The 18,113-nt window shown below is 35.6% G+C and carries 15 protein-coding genes; 6 read left to right on the top strand and 9 right to left on the bottom strand.

Features of this window, described 5'->3' with window-relative positions; translation table 11 throughout:
- Positions 1-119 precede the first annotated feature (119 nt).
- Positions 120-2,957, top strand: coding sequence for a PAS domain-containing hybrid sensor histidine kinase/response regulator (locus tag AC23L6_RS04395; protein ID WP_487562126.1), 2,838 nt, complete (start codon positions 120-122; stop codon positions 2,955-2,957).
- Positions 2,958-2,971: 14 nt separating this feature from the next.
- On the opposite strand, the gene AC23L6_RS04390 is transcribed toward AC23L6_RS04395, so the two are convergent.
- The 6 genes from AC23L6_RS04390 to AC23L6_RS04365 form a co-directional block, all read right to left on the bottom strand.
- On the bottom strand, positions 2,972-3,808 hold the full coding sequence (locus tag AC23L6_RS04390) for a methyltransferase domain-containing protein (protein WP_487562127.1): 837 nt from the start codon (positions 3,806-3,808) through the stop codon (positions 2,972-2,974).
- 58 nt (positions 3,809-3,866) lie between these two features.
- A complete protein-coding gene (locus tag AC23L6_RS04385) occupies positions 3,867-4,076 on the bottom strand; it encodes a YgaP family membrane protein (RefSeq protein WP_487562128.1) in 210 nt (69 codons plus the stop codon).
- A 116-nt stretch (positions 4,077-4,192) separates the two neighbouring features.
- Positions 4,193-4,492 carry a thioredoxin gene (gene trxA, locus AC23L6_RS04380; protein WP_487562129.1) on the bottom strand — a complete coding sequence of 100 codons (300 nt, stop codon included), beginning with the start codon at positions 4,490-4,492 and terminating at the stop codon, positions 4,193-4,195.
- A 9-nt stretch (positions 4,493-4,501) separates the two neighbouring features.
- Positions 4,502-5,911 (bottom strand): MBL fold metallo-hydrolase, encoded by a 1,410-nt coding sequence (locus tag AC23L6_RS04375; RefSeq protein WP_487562131.1) that lies wholly within the window; start codon positions 5,909-5,911, stop codon positions 4,502-4,504.
- 164 nt (positions 5,912-6,075) lie between these two features.
- A complete protein-coding gene (locus AC23L6_RS04370; protein WP_487562132.1) occupies positions 6,076-6,879 on the bottom strand; it encodes a sulfite exporter TauE/SafE family protein in 804 nt (267 codons plus the stop codon).
- Positions 6,880-6,956: 77 nt separating this feature from the next.
- On the bottom strand, positions 6,957-7,595 hold the full coding sequence (locus AC23L6_RS04365; RefSeq protein WP_487562133.1) for a Crp/Fnr family transcriptional regulator: 639 nt from the start codon (positions 7,593-7,595) through the stop codon (positions 6,957-6,959).
- A 365-nt stretch (positions 7,596-7,960) separates the two neighbouring features.
- On the opposite strand from AC23L6_RS04365, the gene porX reads away from it, so the two are divergent.
- The 5 genes from porX to AC23L6_RS04340 all read left to right on the top strand — a co-directional run bounded on the left by porX (position 7,961) and on the right by AC23L6_RS04340 (position 13,677).
- The gene (porX, locus tag AC23L6_RS04360; protein WP_487562134.1) at positions 7,961-9,514 is read left to right on the top strand and encodes a T9SS response regulator signal transducer PorX; all 1,554 of its coding nucleotides are present in this window, start codon (positions 7,961-7,963) and stop codon (positions 9,512-9,514) included.
- Positions 9,515-9,639: 125 nt separating this feature from the next.
- Positions 9,640-10,050 carry a tRNA (adenosine(37)-N6)-threonylcarbamoyltransferase complex ATPase subunit type 1 TsaE gene (gene tsaE / locus AC23L6_RS04355; RefSeq protein ID WP_487562135.1) on the top strand — a complete coding sequence of 137 codons (411 nt, stop codon included), beginning with the start codon at positions 9,640-9,642 and terminating at the stop codon, positions 10,048-10,050.
- Between the two features lie 43 nt (positions 10,051-10,093).
- Positions 10,094-11,287 (top strand): alanine dehydrogenase, encoded by a 1,194-nt coding sequence (locus AC23L6_RS04350; RefSeq protein WP_487562136.1) that lies wholly within the window; start codon positions 10,094-10,096, stop codon positions 11,285-11,287.
- 35 nt (positions 11,288-11,322) lie between these two features.
- Positions 11,323-11,697 (top strand): DUF4258 domain-containing protein, encoded by a 375-nt coding sequence (locus tag AC23L6_RS04345; RefSeq protein WP_487562137.1) that lies wholly within the window; start codon positions 11,323-11,325, stop codon positions 11,695-11,697.
- Between the two features lie 192 nt (positions 11,698-11,889).
- The gene (locus AC23L6_RS04340) at positions 11,890-13,677 is read left to right on the top strand and encodes an ABC transporter ATP-binding protein (RefSeq protein ID WP_487562138.1); all 1,788 of its coding nucleotides are present in this window, start codon (positions 11,890-11,892) and stop codon (positions 13,675-13,677) included.
- Positions 13,678-13,863: 186 nt separating this feature from the next.
- Here AC23L6_RS04340 and AC23L6_RS04335 read toward each other — a convergent pair whose 3' ends face one another.
- From AC23L6_RS04335 to AC23L6_RS04325, 3 genes are all read right to left on the bottom strand, one after another.
- On the bottom strand, positions 13,864-15,033 hold the full coding sequence (locus tag AC23L6_RS04335) for a proline dehydrogenase family protein (protein WP_487562139.1): 1,170 nt from the start codon (positions 15,031-15,033) through the stop codon (positions 13,864-13,866).
- A gap of 244 nt (positions 15,034-15,277) precedes the next feature.
- The gene (locus AC23L6_RS04330) at positions 15,278-16,576 is read right to left on the bottom strand and encodes a DASH family cryptochrome (RefSeq protein WP_487562140.1); all 1,299 of its coding nucleotides are present in this window, start codon (positions 16,574-16,576) and stop codon (positions 15,278-15,280) included.
- Positions 16,573-18,108: a cryptochrome/photolyase family protein gene (locus AC23L6_RS04325; protein WP_487562141.1), complete on the bottom strand. Its 1,536-nt coding sequence runs from the start codon at positions 18,106-18,108 to the stop codon at positions 16,573-16,575. Before AC23L6_RS04325 ends, AC23L6_RS04330 begins: the two co-directional genes overlap by 4 nt.
- Between the last annotated feature and the right edge of the window lie 5 nt (positions 18,109-18,113).

Genomic DNA, 18,113 nt, shown 5'->3' with positions numbered 1-18,113 from the left:
AAGATAAAGAAATTAGATGGTTGCTTTGAGGTATTGAAAAGAAGAATTTCAAAAACTAGTACTCATACAATCTATTTTTTATTACATTTAACGTGAATTTAAAAGTCTGTCCCGTAAAGATGATTGAAGAAAAAACAACCTTTGAAGATTTATTAAAAAAGGTAAAAGAACAAGAATTAGAAATCAAGCGATTACAAGAGAATCAAAAAATACTCATTGATGCTCAAAAAATAGCAAAAATTGGAAGTTGGGAATTCAATTTCTTGACTAATAATCTGATTTGGTCAGATGAAATGTATGCTTTTTTCGAAATTGAAAACAAACCTGATATCAATCTTTATGCCGAGTATTTATCTCGATTTAACCCAAAAGATTTAGAAATCCTTAAAAGTAAAATTAATCAATCCATCTCCAATAAAAAATCCTATGAAATTGAACATCAAGTAATTTTACCAAACAATACAATTAAATGGGTTCACGGAACTGCAGTGCCAATTTTAGACGAAAATGAAAACGTAATTGGTTTGAGGGGAATTGCTCAAGACATTACCCTAAAAAAAGAACAAGCCGAATTGATTCGACTTAAAGAAGAAGCCGAAATTATTTTAAAAGTTAAAGAGGCCGAAAAAATAAGTAATATCAAATTCAAAAATTATGTTGAAAATGCACCCGATGGTGTTTTCGTGTCAGATAGCAGAGGGCATTTTTTAGAAGTAAATCCAGCGGCTTCTCAAATTACTGGATATACCAAAGAAGAACTTTTGAGCATGTCTATCACAGATTTGACTTCTCTTGACTCATCAGAAAACAATCCTAATCAATTTAAAACTCTTGTTGAAACAGGTCGATTGATTACCGAATCTGAATTCAAACACAAAAATGGAGAAAAGAGATACTGGTCACTCGAAGCTATAAAACTTCACGATATGCAATATCTCGGATTTGTTAAAGACATTACCGAAAGAAAAAAAGCAGAGGAACGATTAAGAGAAAGTGAAAATTTTTTGAAAGAAACCCAAAAAATTGTAAATCTAGGAACCTATTCTATTGACATGAATACCTCCAAATGGACGTGTTCCGATCTCTTAAATACTATATTTGGTATAGATGACCATTATGAATTAACATCTGACAAATGGATGTCGACGATAGTACATCCAGAGTATAGAGAGATCTTGACTAAAAATCTCGAAGAAGAATTCATTGGAAAAAATATTCCTTTCAATAAAGAGTACAAAATCATCCGAGTGAATGACAAATCAGAACGCTGGGTTCATGGCAAAGGAACACTAAAGTGGAGTGATGATAACAAACCTATCAAAGTTGTAGGAACCATAAGAGATATTACCAATCGAAAATTAGCTGAAGAAGCATTACAAGAAAGTAAAAATTGGTATCATAGTTTACTGAACAATCTTGATGCTGGAGTTCTAGTTCATAAACCAGACTCCACAATAATCATGTCCAACTCCAAAGCCATCGAATTGATTGGTCTATCGGAAAAAGAATTAAAAGAAACGCATTCAAGCACCACCGAATGGAATTTTATAAATGAAGATTACACGCCTCTAGAGGTTGAAAATTATCCAGTACATCAAATTATTAGAACCAAACGCGGTATTCAAAACGTCATCGTTGGTAGAAAAAGCCTCGAAAAAAATGAAATTGTCTGGGTCATGGTCAATGGTTTTCCAGTATTTGATAAAAAAGGAGATGTATCTGAAATCGTAATTAGTTTTATTGATATCAGTCAACTGAAAAAAATCGAATCCGAATTAATCAAAGCCAAAGAGCAAGCAGAATCCGCCAATAAATCTAAATCTGATTTTCTTGCTAATATGAGTCATGAAATTAGAACTCCATTAAACGGCATCATCGGATTTAGCGATTTACTTATGAAAACAAATCTGGAAAAAAACCAGCTGGAATACATGAGAACTTTGAATGAATCGGCAAATACATTAATGGAAATCATCAATGATATTTTAGATTTTTCAAAAATAGAATCTGGAAAACTGGAACTAAATATCGAACGAATTGATATTTTTGAAATTGCCAATCAGGTAATCGATTTATTTAAAAATCAAGCCAATGCAAAAAATATTGACCTCGTTTTGCATATAGAACAGAATGTTCCTTCATGTGTTTTAGCCGATCCTTTACGACTAAAACAAATATTGGTAAACCTGATAAGCAATGCTTTAAAATTTACTCCTAAGGGAAAAATACGATTGAGTATAAAAGAAGTATCACATTCCGAAAATGCATTTTCGAGACTAGAATTTTCAGTAAAAGATACTGGAATTGGTATTAAACGTGAAAATCAAAAGAAAATTTTCTATTCCTTTGTTCAAGAGGACAACTCGACCACAAGACGATTTGGCGGAACAGGTTTAGGGTTAGCCATTTCGAACCAGCTTTTAGGATTAATGAAAAGCAAATTAGAACTGAAAAGCGATTTTGGCAAAGGCAGTACTTTTTTCTTTACAGTTGAATTCAAAAAAGCAAAATCCAAAAAAATTGTAAAACCAAAAACAACCGATAGCGCTCTTACAAAGAAAATCAATGGTGGTGATGCTGCAAGAAATTTCAAGATATTAATCGTTGAAGACAATAAAATCAACATGCTTTTATCTAAAACGCTCCTGAAAAAAATAGTCCCAAATTGTACAATCATTGAGGCTAGCAATGGAGATGAAGCGGTAAAACAATTCAGTACCGAAAATCCAGATTTGATACTAATGGACATTCAAATGCCCGAAAAGAATGGTTACGAAACCACAGCCGAAATTCGGAGTTTAAATGGTTCTAAAACGGTTCCCATAATTGCTCTAACCGCAGGAATTATGCTCGGCGAAAAAGAAAAATGCTTAGACGCTGGCATGAATGATTATATTTCTAAACCAATTATCGAATCAGAATTAGAACAAAAAATACTCCAATGGTTGCAATTGTAATCTAAAAAAACATCTCAATTCCCTATTTCTGAAATTTTGTATTTTGCATCATAGCTAACAGCATTTTGCAACGTAGCAAGTGCCATTTTAGAGTTACTTACAACCAACAATTCTGAAAAATTAGAACTTATACTCGCGTTCAAAACACCATCTAATTTTGAAAGTGTTTTAGTAATGCTTTGCATACAACCTGAACAGGTAATCCCTTCAAATGAGTAAAGAGCAACAGAAATAGCATTGTTTTTTTTCAACTCAATAAACAATTCTGAATTCACTCTCTTTGCTATAGAATTGGTGCATAAATCCATGTGCAATAAGCGAAATGCATCTTTAAACAGCAATTCATATTCTGCTTTACTCCCACCAAATGGCGGACTAACTTCAAATGTGGTATCAAATAACAATCCCGCCAAAATGCCTTTTTGAGATAATAGTTGGTGCATCTTCCATACGTATTTTTGACGCATAAAAGGGGGTAATGCGCAAAAGAATGTTTGCTCTATAATTAAATCATACTCGCCTTGATGTTCAAAAAAATCTCCTAAAACAATAGTGATGTTTGGATTTTTATCAAACTTATTCTGAAGATTTTCAATTAATTTTGGAGCAATATCAATTACTGTAACGTTGACAAAACCTTTTTCCAAAAGATATTCAGCCTCATAAGAGTTTCCACAGCCTGGAATCAATATTCTGATGCTTTTATCTTCGATAGTGTCAATATAAGACTGTATCGGAGGTGAAACTGAGCCAATGTCCCAAGCCGTATTTTTTGCTTGATATTGTGCGTCCCAATACTGTTTATCTAAAGGATTTTCACACGAAACAGTACAACAATTATCTTTATTCATTAAATCTATTTTATAAATTTTATACCTCTTGAGCTGTCTATTTACTGCTATTCGAAGTTTACTTTGTTTCCTTTTTAGTCGTATTGATACCAAAAGGCAAATACAAAGGACAGAAACTAACAAAGCTTGTAAAAATCATTATAACAGCAAATGCTCCTAAAACGAGTGCCAATGTTCCGTTTATTACCTCCATAAAATACAACCCCAACACAACAATTGCTATGGCAATACGAATTATTCTATCTGTTAAACCCATATTCTTTTTCATAATCTATAATTTTATTTGGTTACTAATTGTGAAATAGAATTTAAAATAATTCAACTGAGTAGTAAACAGTCAAATGCTTAAAAACCCTACTTATGAAGATATATTTTTCCGTTATTTTAATTGCTTTTTTGTAGTATAGTCTTGATAATTTCCTCTTTTGAAACAACTCCTGATTGCCGCCATAATTGCTTTCCCGCTTGAAACAAAATCATTGTAGGAACACCACGAACTTGGTATTGAGCGGCCATCTGTTGGTTTTTATCAACATCAATTTTTAGAATCGTTATTCTATCACCTAGACTCTCTTTTACTTGTTTTAAAATTGGAGCCAATGCTTGACATGGACCGCACCAAGTGGCAAAAAAGTCAATCAAGACTGGCTTCTCAGATGTAATTATGGAATCAAAACTACTCATGATATCTTCTTATTTTTTTAAAGTAGACGGACAAACATAATTTGTCGTTTTTATACCCGTTTTCTTGATGGCATCAAAACCACCCAAAACATTAATAACATTATGATAGCCTCGTGCCTTTACTATTGAAGCCGCTATCATGGAACGATAACCACCCGCACAATGCAAATAGAATGGCTCTTCTTTTAGAAATTCAACCAAATGTTCATTTAGAAAATCCAATGGAGCTGAAGGAACATCAACAATGTGCTCTGCTTCATATTCTCCTGGTTTTCTAACATCAAAAACAACTGCCTTTGCTGCAATTTTTTCCTCTAAAACCGTAGCAGTAACCGAAGTAACGGTATCGTATTCTAAACCTGAATTTTTCCAAGCTTCAAATCCTCCTTTTAAGTAGCCAAGAGTATTGTCATACCCTACTCTAGCGAGACGCATTATTGTTTCTTCTTCCTTACCTGATGGAGTTACGAGAAGAATAGGTTGTTTAGCATCTAAAATTAATGCCCCTACCCAAGGTGCAAAATTACCTCCTAACCCAATGAAAATCGATCTTGGAATGTGTCCGCTAGCAAAATCATCTTGATGACGCACATCTAAGATTAAAGCATCGGTTTCATTAGCCACTAATTCAAAGGTTTTAGGGTCATAAGCAACCGCTTCTTTGATAATATCATCGACATTTTCGTAGCCTTCTTTGTTCATCTTTACATTCATAGGAAAATAGGCAGGTGGCGGTAACAAACCATCTGTTACCTCTTTTATAAATTCCTCTCTGGTCATATCGTGACGAAGCGCATAATTGATTTTCTTTTGTTCACCAATGGTACCTATGGTTTCTTTACTCAAGTTCTTTCCGCAGGCACTGCCTGCTCCGTGTGCTGGATAAACAATAACCTCATCGGCAAGTGTCATTATCTTAGTTCGTAAACTGTCAAATAAAATTCCTGCAAGTTGCTCTTGAGTCATGTGTGCCGCTTTCTGAGCCAAATCTGGTCGACCTACATCCCCTAGAAATAGAGTATCTCCACTAAAAAGGGCATAATCTTTTCCGTTTTCATCCTTGAGTAAGTAACAAGCACTTTCCATGGTATGACCAGGTGTATGCAAAACGGTAATGGTAATTTTACCCAATTGGAATACTTCTCCATCTTTAGCGATATGTGCCTTAAAACTGGGATTGGCATTAGGCCCAAAAATTATTGGAGCAGCTGTTTTTTCGGCTAGAGTAACGTGACCACTCACAAAATCAGCGTGAAAATGGGTTTCAAAAATGTACTTAATTGTGGCGTTATTCGAGTTGGCTTTGTCAATATACGGTTGCACTTCACGTAACGGATCTATGATAGCTACTTCTCCGTTGCTTTCAATGTAATAAGCACCCTGTGCTAAACAACCTGTGTATATTTGTTCTATTTTCATATGCTGAATATTAAGTGTAAAAGTATTTAATTCATTAGAAACGTAAAGTAACAAAAGTTACATTTCCTAACTTGTTATCATTCTCTTTTTTATACTACTATTGTTTTAAAATGGTTCTCGATACATCCCGATAGCAATCGGGACACTCGAACTGACGACTATCATTAAGTCAATAAAAATTCTTTAATCATAATATAAATTCCCATGGTTAAAACAAACCAACCAAAAGCGGTTTTCAATTTTTCACCTGCTACTTTTTTAGCAATATAATTGCCAATAAAAATTCCCAAAATAGAACAGCTTGTAAACAGTAACAATACCTTCCAATCTATACTTTCATTGGCTTCAATATCTCCCAAGAAACCTATTAACGACTGGGAAGCTACTATAAAAAGTGAAGTCCCTACTGCCATTTTCATGGGCGTTTTTGCCAAAAACAATAAGGTGGGTATGATTAGAAACCCTCCTCCTGCACCAACAAACCCTGAAATTAAACCGATAAAAACACCTTGTAAACCTATCCTGAAATAGTTGAGTTTTTCATCTGCAGTACTAAGAATAGCTTTTGAAGGTCGTATCATTTTGATGGACGATACAATCATTACTATCGCAAACACAATCATGATTAAAACCGATTTACTCAAAGTAAAAAAATCACTAGTAAAAATGACATCTGGAATTTTTGGAACAATAACTTTGCGGGTAAAGAAAACCGTAATTACTGTTGGAATTCCAAACAAGACTACTTTTCTAAAATCGACTAGCTGTTGTTTGGCTTTTTGAATGCCTCCCACTAATGAGGTGGTTCCTATAACAAACAAAGAATAGGCTGTAGCGAGTGTAGGTTCGATACTCATGACATACACCAAGATAGGCACGCACAGAATAGAACCACCGCTTCCCAGCATGCCTAATATCATGCCGACAAATACGGCCAAAACATACCCTATACTTTGTGTTATTTCCATGTACTACTTTTTCTACTGCAAAGATGTGCTAATGTTATCAATCGGTTTGCAACAAAAGTTACAAAGGAAGTGGGAAGTTAGAAGTTGGAAGTTAGAAGTTCAATGGAGGCGCGGTGAAGGCGTATTTTTCCTTGATTTTCTAATGCCTTTAGCAATCTTGAAATCACCACACGGGAAGTATGCAAATCATAGGCAATTTCTTGATGGGTGTTGTGAATTTCCTTAGACTGGTTGATTTTTACTTTTTCGTGAAGGTATTTTAGTAGCCGTTCGTCCATGTTCATGAATGCCAAATTATCAATGGCATTGAGCATTTCTTTTAATCGATTATTATAACTGTTGAACACATAGGCTCTCCAACTTTTATATTTGCCTAACCACTCCTCCATTTTGTAAATGGGTATCATAATTACAGTGCCATTGGTCTCGGCAACAGCTTTGATTTCGCTCTTGGTTTCGCCCATACAGCAGGCCATGGTCATGGCACAAGTATCGCCTTTTTCGATGAAATACAAGAGCAACTCCCCTTCGTCAAAATCTTCTCTTAGAATTTTAATGGCACCTGTTATCAACAAAGGCATCTTTTTGATATAATCGCCAAAATCAATGAGCACGTCGTCTTGTTTAAAATCACGTAATAAGGAAACGGCTGCTATTTCTTCTAGGAGTTTTTCTTCAAGGAGCATGCCGTAAGTGGCTTTGAGTAGGTCTTTCATTTGAGATTATTTAAACACTAATTTTTATGTGAATGAGTCTTCTATTTTTAAACCATAACTTGCTTTAAATAGGAAGAATCAATCTTTATGTTATTAAAACAGGAATTCATTTAAGCTTACCATATAAGGCATATAAGAACATTTAAGATTTTTTAAACAGCTTATGTTAACTTACATGCCTTATATGGTAAAAAACGATACTCTTTTATTTTTCATTCACTGGAGTAAATTTCGTAATTATTTTTGAGTTAGAGGAATAAAAAAAACGAAACTCTATTAAAATAACTTTACAATAATTTTAAGAAGTCCTCGTTGAAATAATGGTATATTGCCTCAACAATTAGAATTGAACTAACCTTGCACCAATGGATCAAATAAAAATACTTTGGGTAGACGACGAGATTGATTTGCTCAAACCCCATATTCTGTTTCTGGAGAAAAAAAACTACCATGTCACCACCTGCAATAACGGACGTGATGCTATTGATGTTTTTGAAGAAGGCAATTTTGACATTGTTTTTCTGGATGAGAATATGCCCGGTATGAGTGGGCTGGAAACTCTGTCAGAAATAAAAGAGAAAAAATCGTCGACACCCGTGATTATGATTACCAAAAGTGAGGAAGAGTATATCATGGAGGAAGCCATTGGCTCTAAAATAGCCGATTATTTAATTAAGCCTGTCAATCCGAATCAGATTCTGTTGAGCTTAAAAAAGAACCTAGACCATTCTCGATTGGTGTCGGAAAAAACCACCTTAGACTATCAGAAAGAGTTTCGAAAAATTGCCATGGAACTCGCTATGGTCAACTCCTATGAAGACTGGATTGAATTGTATAAAAAATTACTTTTCTGGGAACTCGAACTCGAAAATATCGAAGACCAAAGTATGATTGAAATTCTAGAGTCTCAAAAAGTAGAAGCCAATTCGCAATTTGGGAAATTTATAGAACGCAATTATGAAGATTGGTTCGAACCCAAAGCAGAAAAGCCTGTGCTTTCTCATACCCTATTTCGTGAAGTTGTAGTTCCTGAAATCGTTAAAAAAGACAAGCCTGTTTTGTTTGTAGTAATAGACAACCTGCGTTACGACCAATGGAAGGCTTTTGAAAGTGTGGTGACCAATCATTATAAGTTAGAAAAAGAAATTCCTTATTTCTCCATTTTGCCTACTGCAACCCAGTATGCCAGAAATGCTATTTTCTCTGGGCTTACTCCACTGGAAATGGAAAAACAATTTCCTCAGTATTGGAAAAATGATGTTGAAGAAGGTGGGAAAAACTTGTATGAAGCTGAATTTCTCACTGCACATTTAAAACGATTGGGATTGAACATCAAACAAGATTATTTTAAGATTACCAATCTAGCAGGAGGAAAAAAATTAGCCGAGAATTTCAAGTCTTTAAAAGACAATGATTTGGTTACCGTTGTCTATAATTTTGTGGATATGCTCTCGCATGCCAAAACCGAAATGGATGTGGTAAAAGAGCTTGCTTCAGACGACAAAGCCTATCGTTCATTGACCTTAAGCTGGTTTAAAAATTCACCGCTTTTAGAGATTATCCAGCAAGCACAAAAATTAGGTTTCAAACTAGTATTAACCACAGACCACGGAACCATAAACGTGAAAAACCCTTCTAAAGTGATTGGCGATAAAAATACGAGCTTGAATCTTCGCTACAAAACGGGAAGAAGCCTGAGCTATGAAGACAAAGATGTGTATGCCGTGAAAGACCCAAAAAAAATAGGATTACCCACTATAAATATGAGCAGTTCTTATATTTTTGCAAAAAATGATTTCTTTTTGGCTTATGTGAATAATTTCAATCATTATGTAAGTTATTACAGAAACAGCTATCAGCATGGTGGGATTTCGTTGGAGGAAATGATTATTCCGTTGCTGGTTTTAAATCCGAAATAAAATAGTAGGCAGACTGGAAAAGTTGGCAGTGTTCAGTTGGCAGTTGGCAGTTTGAAAACACTATTTACTGAATACCGAACACTGAACACTGACTACTGAACACTGAACACTGAACACTAAAATTTATGAAGATTACTTTTTCGTTAGATGAAATAGACCAAGTTGCCCAACAAGTACTGTCGCAACCACTCCATAACATAATTGTATTTAACGGAGAAATGGGGGCTGGAAAAACAACTTTTATAAAAGCATTTGCCAAAACACTAGGCGTTAAAGATGCTACAAGTAGTCCTACTTTTTCATTGGTAAACGAATACCAAACTGCTGAAAATAAATTGCTATACCATTTTGACGTCTATCGATTAAAAAATGAAAGTGAAGCTTATGATATGGGAATAGAAGACTACCTCTATTCTGGCAATTGGTGTTGTATAGAATGGGCCGAAAAAATACCCAATCTTATTCCAGAGCAGCATTCTGTGATTGAAATAAAATCAACTACCGACGGAAAAAGAGAACTAATATTGCGCTCTTAAGAATAAAATTTTGTAATTTGGGCTACTATTTCATTTACAGTTTATGGCAATTACACCTTTTACTAAGTCACAATTACTCCCACAAGAAGAAAAATTAGAAGTTGCTCGGCACAAAAGTGAGCTGTTCATTGGTATTCCCAAAGAAATAAGTTATCAAGAACGCAGGATATGCCTGACTCCCGATGCGGTAAATTCCCTAACATCACACGGTCATCGTGTTATGGTAGAATCTGGTGCGGGAATGAGTTCTAGTTATTCTGACAAAGAGTATAGTGATGCTGGTGCAGAAGTAACATCTGACACCAAAAAAGTATTGAGTTGCCCGTTTCTTCTAAAAGTGGAACCCTTGACTATTGAAGAAATTGAAATGATTCAGCCCAAAACTATTGTCATTTCTGCCATTCAGCTCAAAACGAGAAAAGCGGCTTATTTTGAAGCACTCAAAAAGAAAAAAATCACAGCGCTCGCTTTTGAATACATCAAAGACGAAGACGGTTCCTATCCTGCTGTAAAATCCTTGAGTGAAATTGCAGGAACAGCCTCTATTCTTATTGCTGCCGAACTGATGATTAATAACCAATTTGGAAAAGGTCTTTTGTTAGGCAATATTACCGGTGTTCCTCCTACCGATGTGGTGATTCTTGGGGCGGGAACTGTAGGTGAATTTGCCGCAAAAACGGCTCTTGGTTTGGGTGCTAATGTAAAAGTGTTCGACAATTCGATTACCAAATTAAGACGCCTGCAAAACAATTTAAACCAACGCATATTTACCTCAACGATTCACGAAAAATCATTATTAAAAGCCATACGCCGTTGCGATGTGGCTATTGGTGCGATGAGAGGCAAAGATCGTTGCCCAGTAGTGGTTACTGAAACCATGGTAGAGCACATGAAAAAAGGAGCCGTAATTGTAGATGTGAGTATTGATACTGGTGGCTGTTTCGAAACATCGGAAGTAACCACTCACGAGAAACCTACCTACATAAAAAACAATGTGATTCATTACTGTGTTCCTAATATTCCTTCACGGTATTCCAAAACCGCTTCGCTTTCGTTAAGCAACATTATCACTCCTTTCCTATTACAAATTGCTGAAGATGGTGGTCTCGAAAGTGCCATCCGTTGCAACAAAGGCTTGAAAAACGGAGTCTATCTCTATCACGGAATCCTAACCAACAAAACAATTGGAGAATGGTTCAATCTGCCCGACAGAGATATTAATTTAATTGTATTTTAAAAGAACTTTAAAGTACCTTTGCCAAAAAATTACAGATGACTTTTAAATATCGATTTGCCTATTATCTCATTGGATTTATAATGGGAATGTTTGTTGTAGCCATGGTCTTCATGGGAAAAGATACCCGTTGCAACTATTTCCCCAATGCGAGAGTTTTGAATGATTTACGCAATAAACCTTTCAATTATTCCGATAAAGCTATACTAATTTTGTCGCAACATTGGGTAGATACCACCGATATTAAGAACACGCTTACCTATGGCGATGTCGATTTTGATAAAAGCAATATTGTGGTTGAAAAAGGGAAATTGTACACCATTGAAGGAAAAACTGCTAAGAATCAACCTATAGTTTTAGAGGTGGTTAATTATCCTGACAAAGCTGTTTTGAGGGATATTATTAAGAAATAATTTTTTTTTTAACCACATAGAAACATAGGTTTTATTTTGCTTCAAGGCGTTTCACTTTTATATAGGTTTTCATAGTTAGTAGCTGAAATTTTTTCTATGTTTCTATGTGGTTGCGGAACGATTTATTTAACACTTTTTTAATAACCATTCCCACTACTGATGTCTTACATTTGCATTATATACTTCTAGGCAATGGCACGATTCGCAGAAAATGATTTACCAAAATCTAAAATAACTTCCAGTTCACTTCAAAAAGCTAGTCTTATCTTTACGTATTCCGGGACGCATCGCTGGAAATTTTATGTAGGTTTGGTATTCTTATTGCTTACAGGTGCTACAGCACTAGCTTTCCCAAAACTGTTAGGAATGCTAGTCGATTGTGTCAATCAAAAGGATATTGGTCAGGCCAAAAACATTGCGCTAGGCTTGATGGGAATTTTATTTCTACAATCTTTTTTCTCTTTTTTCAGACTGTCTTTGTTTATCAATTTTACTGAAAATACCTTAGCCAACATTCGATTGGCGTTGTACAGCAATTTGGTAAAACTGCCCATGACCTTCTTTTCTCAAAAACGTGTGGGCGAACTCAACAGCCGCATCAGTGCCGATATCACTCAAATTCAAGATACCCTAACCACCACGATTGCTGAATTTTTAAGACAGTTTATTTTAATCATTGGCGGCATCATTTTCCTAGCAACAATAAGTCCTAAACTGACGCTAATGATGCTTTCTATTGTTCCTGTTGTGGCAGTAGCGGCAGTGATTTTTGGTCGTTTTATTCGGAAATTCTCAAAAAATGTGCAAGACCAGGTTGCCGAAAGTCAAGTTATTGTCGAGGAAACGCTTCAAGGCATTAGCAATGTGAAGGCTTTTGCCAATGAATGGTACGAAATAGCGCGCTACAAAGGAAAAATTTCAGATGTGGTCAAACTCGCCATCAAAGGCGGACAGTATCGTGGTTATTTTGCTTCGTTTATTATATTTTGTTTGTTTGGCACCATTGTAGGCGTAGTGTATTATGGAGTGAGTTTGTGTATTAATGGCGAAATTAAAGGAGTTGGCGAATTGATTTCTTTCGTGTTGTATTCTACTTTCATCGGAGCTTCTTTTGGTGGTATCGCCGAATTGTATGCTCAAATCCAAAAAGCCATTGGGGCCACCGAACGTGTTTTTGAACTGTTAGAAGAAACGCCTGAAGCCATAAATGCTACAAAACAGCCTGTTACTGATAAGATTAAAGGAGAGGTTACTTTCAAAAATGTACAATTCAGCTACCCATCACGAAAAGAAATTCAGGTGTTGAAAGACGTGAGTTTTGATGTGCGCTCTGGTCAAAAAATTGCCATTGTAGGTCCGAGTGGTGTGGGGAAATCTACCATTGCCTCACTCCTACTTCGGTTTTATGATATTGAAGGAGGCAACATCCTGATTGACGAGAAAGCGATTTCCGATTTTGATTTGGAAAATCTACGCGGCAATATGAGTATTGTTCCGCAAGATGTGATTCTGTTTGGTGGTACCATCAGAGAAAATATTGCCTACGGTAAACCCGATGCCACTGATGCTGAAATTCTAAAAGCTGCTAAACAAGCTAATGCTCTGAGTTTTATTGAAGGCTTCCCAGAACAATTTGAGACTTTAGTAGGTGAAAGAGGAATTAAACTTTCTGGCGGTCAACGCCAGCGTATTGCTATTGCCAGAGCCTTACTCAAAAATCCAAGTATCTTGATTCTGGACGAAGCCACGTCCTCATTAGACAGCGAAAGTGAAAAACTGGTACAGGAAGCATTAGAAATTTTAATGGAAGGAAGAACGAGCATTATTATAGCACATAGACTGTCGACCATTCGCAGTGCCGACCAGATTTTAGTGCTAGATAAAGGTATCATAACTGAACAAGGTACGCATCAAGAACTACTAAAAATTGAAAATGGGACGTATAAGAATTTGAGTAATTTGCAGTTTAGCGAGTATTAGTAAGTACTGATTGTGTGAATTACTGTATTTTTTTAACCACATAGATCATAGTTCTATTTAAACTGAAAAGGCGTTTCACTTCTTTTAGAAGAAATCATAGCTATGTTGAAACCAAGAATTGGTATATCTCTTTCTTTTTTTACTATGTTGCTATGTGGTTTGAATTTTTTTTGAAGTGTAGCAACTTTATTTCTCTTTCCTTCTCTTCCGTTCTGCTTTTATCAAATTCAATTCTCTGCTGGTTTGTCCAGCTACTGAAGTATTTTCTTCGGCACGACGAATTAAGTAAGGCATCACATCTTTTACGGGACCAAAAGGCAAATATTTGGCTACATTATATCCATTTGCCGCAAGGTTAAAACTGATATTGTCACTCATGCCGTACAATTGTCCGAACCAAATACGAGAGTCGTTTTTCTTCATTCCTTTTTCCTGCATCATTCGCATCAATAAATAGGAACTTTCCTCGTTGTGCGTTCCTGCAAAAATGGACATTCTTTCGATATGAGTTATCATAAAATGAACTGCTGCATTGTAATTGATATCGGTAGCTTCTTTTGAAACACAAATTGGCGAAGGATATCCTTTTTCTTCTGCTCGACTATTTTCTTTCTCCATATAGGCACCGCGAACTAATTTCATTCCGATATAAAAACCTTCTACTAACGCTTTTTCATATACTTTTTCTATGTAATCCAATCGATCCCAACGATACATTTGCAAGGTATTGAAAACAATGGCTTTTTCCTTGTTGTACTTGCGCATCATTTCGGTAACCAAATCGTCTGCTGCGTCTTGCATCCAACTTTCCTCAGCATCAATCAGTAGCGCCACATCTTTTTTATGAGCCTCTTTACAAACCAAATCAAAACGGTGCATTACGTTATCCCATTCTATTTGTTCTTCTTTACTTAACGGCTCTTTTGCGCCTACTTTTTCATACAAATCCAATCGCCCAAAGCCTGTAGGTTTAAAAACCGCAAAGGGAATCGCTTGACGTTCTTTAGCAAATTCTATGGTTTTTAACGTCTTTTGAAGTGCTGCTTCAAACTGCTCTTCCTCCTCTTTTCCCTCCACAGAATAATCCAACACGGAAGAGACACCTTTGGTAAACATTTTATCAACTACCGAAAGACAATCGTCCTCGTTAACTCCACCACAAAAATGATCAAAAACAGTGGCTCGAATCAAACCTTCTACCGGTAGATGTGCTTTTAGGGCAAAATTAGTTACGGCAGTTCCTATTCGAACCAAAGGCTCGCTATCTATCAATTTGAATAAAAAATAAGCCCTGTCAAGTTCCGTATCGCTTTTTAAAGCAAAAGCGACTTGCGTGTTGTTGAAAATAGTTTCCATGTATACAATTTGGTATACAAAGATAAATAGAGTTTGATGAATTGTGATTATTTTGTTCGAGCAATATTCTTAATCATGCCATTGAAAATGAAAAAATGAAATGGAATCATGCTGTACCAATACAATAAGTGGAACACGGATGAAACGGATTTTAGCTGATTTTTAAAGATTAAAATAGTAAAATCAGTTTTTATCCTTCCTATCTGTGTTATCTGTGTGCTATTTTAATTTCGCTTTGCAAAAGTCATATTTGTTTATTCAACCACAACTTCCTATAGCTTTTATTTTTATCATAATCTGATGCTTGTTTATCAATATTAAAATACCGATTTCCACGAGGATCATTACCAACACCAGCTAAATACGCCCAATTTCCCCAATTACTGCACACGTCATAATCTATTAATTGTTGCTCAAAATAGGCTGCTCCAAAACGCCAATCCAACTGCAAATCATTACACAAATAGCTAGCAACGTTTTGGCGGCCTCGGTTGCTCATGAATCCTGTTAGTTTTAATTCAATCATGTTAGCATCTATAAAATCAACACCAGTAGTTCCGTTAATCCAATTTTGAAGTTGGTTTGCATTATGAGTATTTGCTAGTATTTCTTTGTTTTGAATTCCCGCTTGCTGGAAAAATTTGACATTGTATTTTTTCATCATGAATCTAAAATAATCACGCCATAACAGCTCAAAAATTAACCAATAAGTCGATTCGTTAGCACCAAATTGCAATTCGTATTTTTTAAGTTCATAATGGATAAATCGAGGAGAAATACAACCCAAAGCTAACCAAGGTGAAAATTTGGAAGAATAATCGGCCCCTATCAATCCGTTTCTGGTTTCTTTGTATTTCGAAATGCATTTGGTTTCAAAAAAATAGTGGTTCAATCGAGCAATTGCTTCGGTTTCGCCACCTTTAAATGGTAGAACTGCCCGAGAATCTATCGGCGTAAATGTTAGATTGAGTTCTTGTAATGTTGGTAAAACCAACTCTGGTAAATCTGGCGATTTTATTTCTGTTAGTGCCTCAAATGCTTCCCTGATGACAGCATCCTTTTCAGTTTTTTTTCTGAAATTGGTAAACACATCTGGAATGTCTTTAACAGAAAAAGGCAAATCTTCCGCGTGATACAGGGTACTTGTACTGAACGTTTGCAATTCGCATTTCAATTTAAATAATGCATTTTGAACTAAAGCCTCGGTTTGTTTTTCTTCATAGGAAACTTCTCGTTTGGCAACTACTTTGGTGGCTTTAAATTGCTGTACTATTTTAGGGATTTCAATCTCGGGTTTCCCTTTAACCACTAGCAATCCAGAACCTATTTCTCGTAAATTTTTGTCTAAATCTGCCACCGATTCTAATAGAAATTGCGCTCTGAAACTGCCTGTTTTCTTGAAACCAAAATTGGTCTCTTCAAAATGAGATTCGTCAAAACAATACACAGGAATGATTTGGTCGCTTTGCGCAATAGCTTTTACCAACGTTTCATTGTCGTGCAATCGTAAATCGGTTTTAAACCAAACTACTACAGTTCTCATAATTCATTTATATTTTTTAAATAATAATCTGCTTGTTGCAATAATGCGGTTTTATCTTCAGGTTTCATTCTTCGCCATACGTTGTACATCATACCTATACGGGGATTGTTGGCGAGTTTGGCTTCATTTCTGTCGTAAAAATTCCAATACAAACTATTGAAAGGACAGGCTTTGTCACCCGTTTTAAGGGCTTTTTTATAATAACAACTACCACAATAATGGCTCATTTTATCAATATAAGAAGCTGAACTCACATAGGGCTTTGTTCCAACAATTCCGCCATCGGCAAATTGACTCATGCCCCGAGTATTGGTAATCTCTACCCATTCGAAAGCATCGATGTAAATGCCAAGATACCAAGCATCTACTTCATCTGGATGAATTCCAGCTAAAAGAGCGAAATTTCCAGTAATCATCAGGCGTTGAATGTGATGTGCATATCCATACTGCAACGATTGACGGATGGCATCTTTCAAACAATTCATTTTAGTATTTCCAGTCCAAAACCATTCGGGTAATTTTTCTTGATTATTGAAAAAATTTAAAGTTGCAAACTCAGGCATTTTGCTCCAATAAATACCTCTCATGTATTCACGCCAACCAATGATTTGCCGCACAAAACCCTCCAACTGATTGTATTCTATTTCATGTGGTCGCTTTTGCCATTCTACCGTAACACGTTCTATAACTTCTCGAGCTGAGATTAGTTTGATGTTCATCGAAAATGAAATTCGAGAATGGTATAAAGACCACTCATTTGGCGTCATCGCATCTTGATAGCTTCCAAAAAATTGTAAACATTCGGTAGCGAAAAAATCGAGTAATGCTAATGATTGCTTTCTGTTTATTGGCCAAACAAAATTTTTAGCATCAATGGCTCCGATGGTTTTAATATCGGTTTTTGTAATCTCGTTGTACATTTCTGTTACGTCATTATCAAAAACTAATGGCGCAATTGGTTTATGATTTTTAGGTAATTTCATTCTATTGTCGCCATCATAATTCCACTGACCCGTGAGCGGTTTATCTCCTTCCATCAGTATATTATGTTTCTTTCGCATGGCTCGATAAAAACTTTCCATTAAGTAGGTTTTCTTGCCTTTAAAGAAATCAGCTAGTTCGTTTCTGGTGGTAAAAAAATGTTCGCTATCGACAACAGAACTCGGATTTGAAATGGTTTCACATAATTTCTTTAAATCCAAATCAACTCGATATTCGTCAGGGAATTGGTATTCAAAATGAGTGAAATTATGCGCAGCTATTAATCTTTTAGTATTTGCTTCAAACGATTGTAGATTGTTTTCGTCGTTTAATTGAATATAAATCACTTGGTGCTTTTTCAATTGTAATTCGGCTGAAAATTGACGCATGGCAGCAAAAATTCCTACTATTTTTTGGATATGGTGTTTGGCATAATCGGTTTCCGAACGAATTTCCATCATGACATAAGTGACTGAATCATCAATAGTTTTGAACCACGAATGATTGAAATTGAGTTGATCTCCGAGAATTAGTCGTAAGGTTTTTGACATTTATT

Source organism: Flavobacterium sp. R1_16, from assembly GCF_057652095.1.
This window is presented reverse-complemented; position numbering and strand designations above follow the sequence as displayed.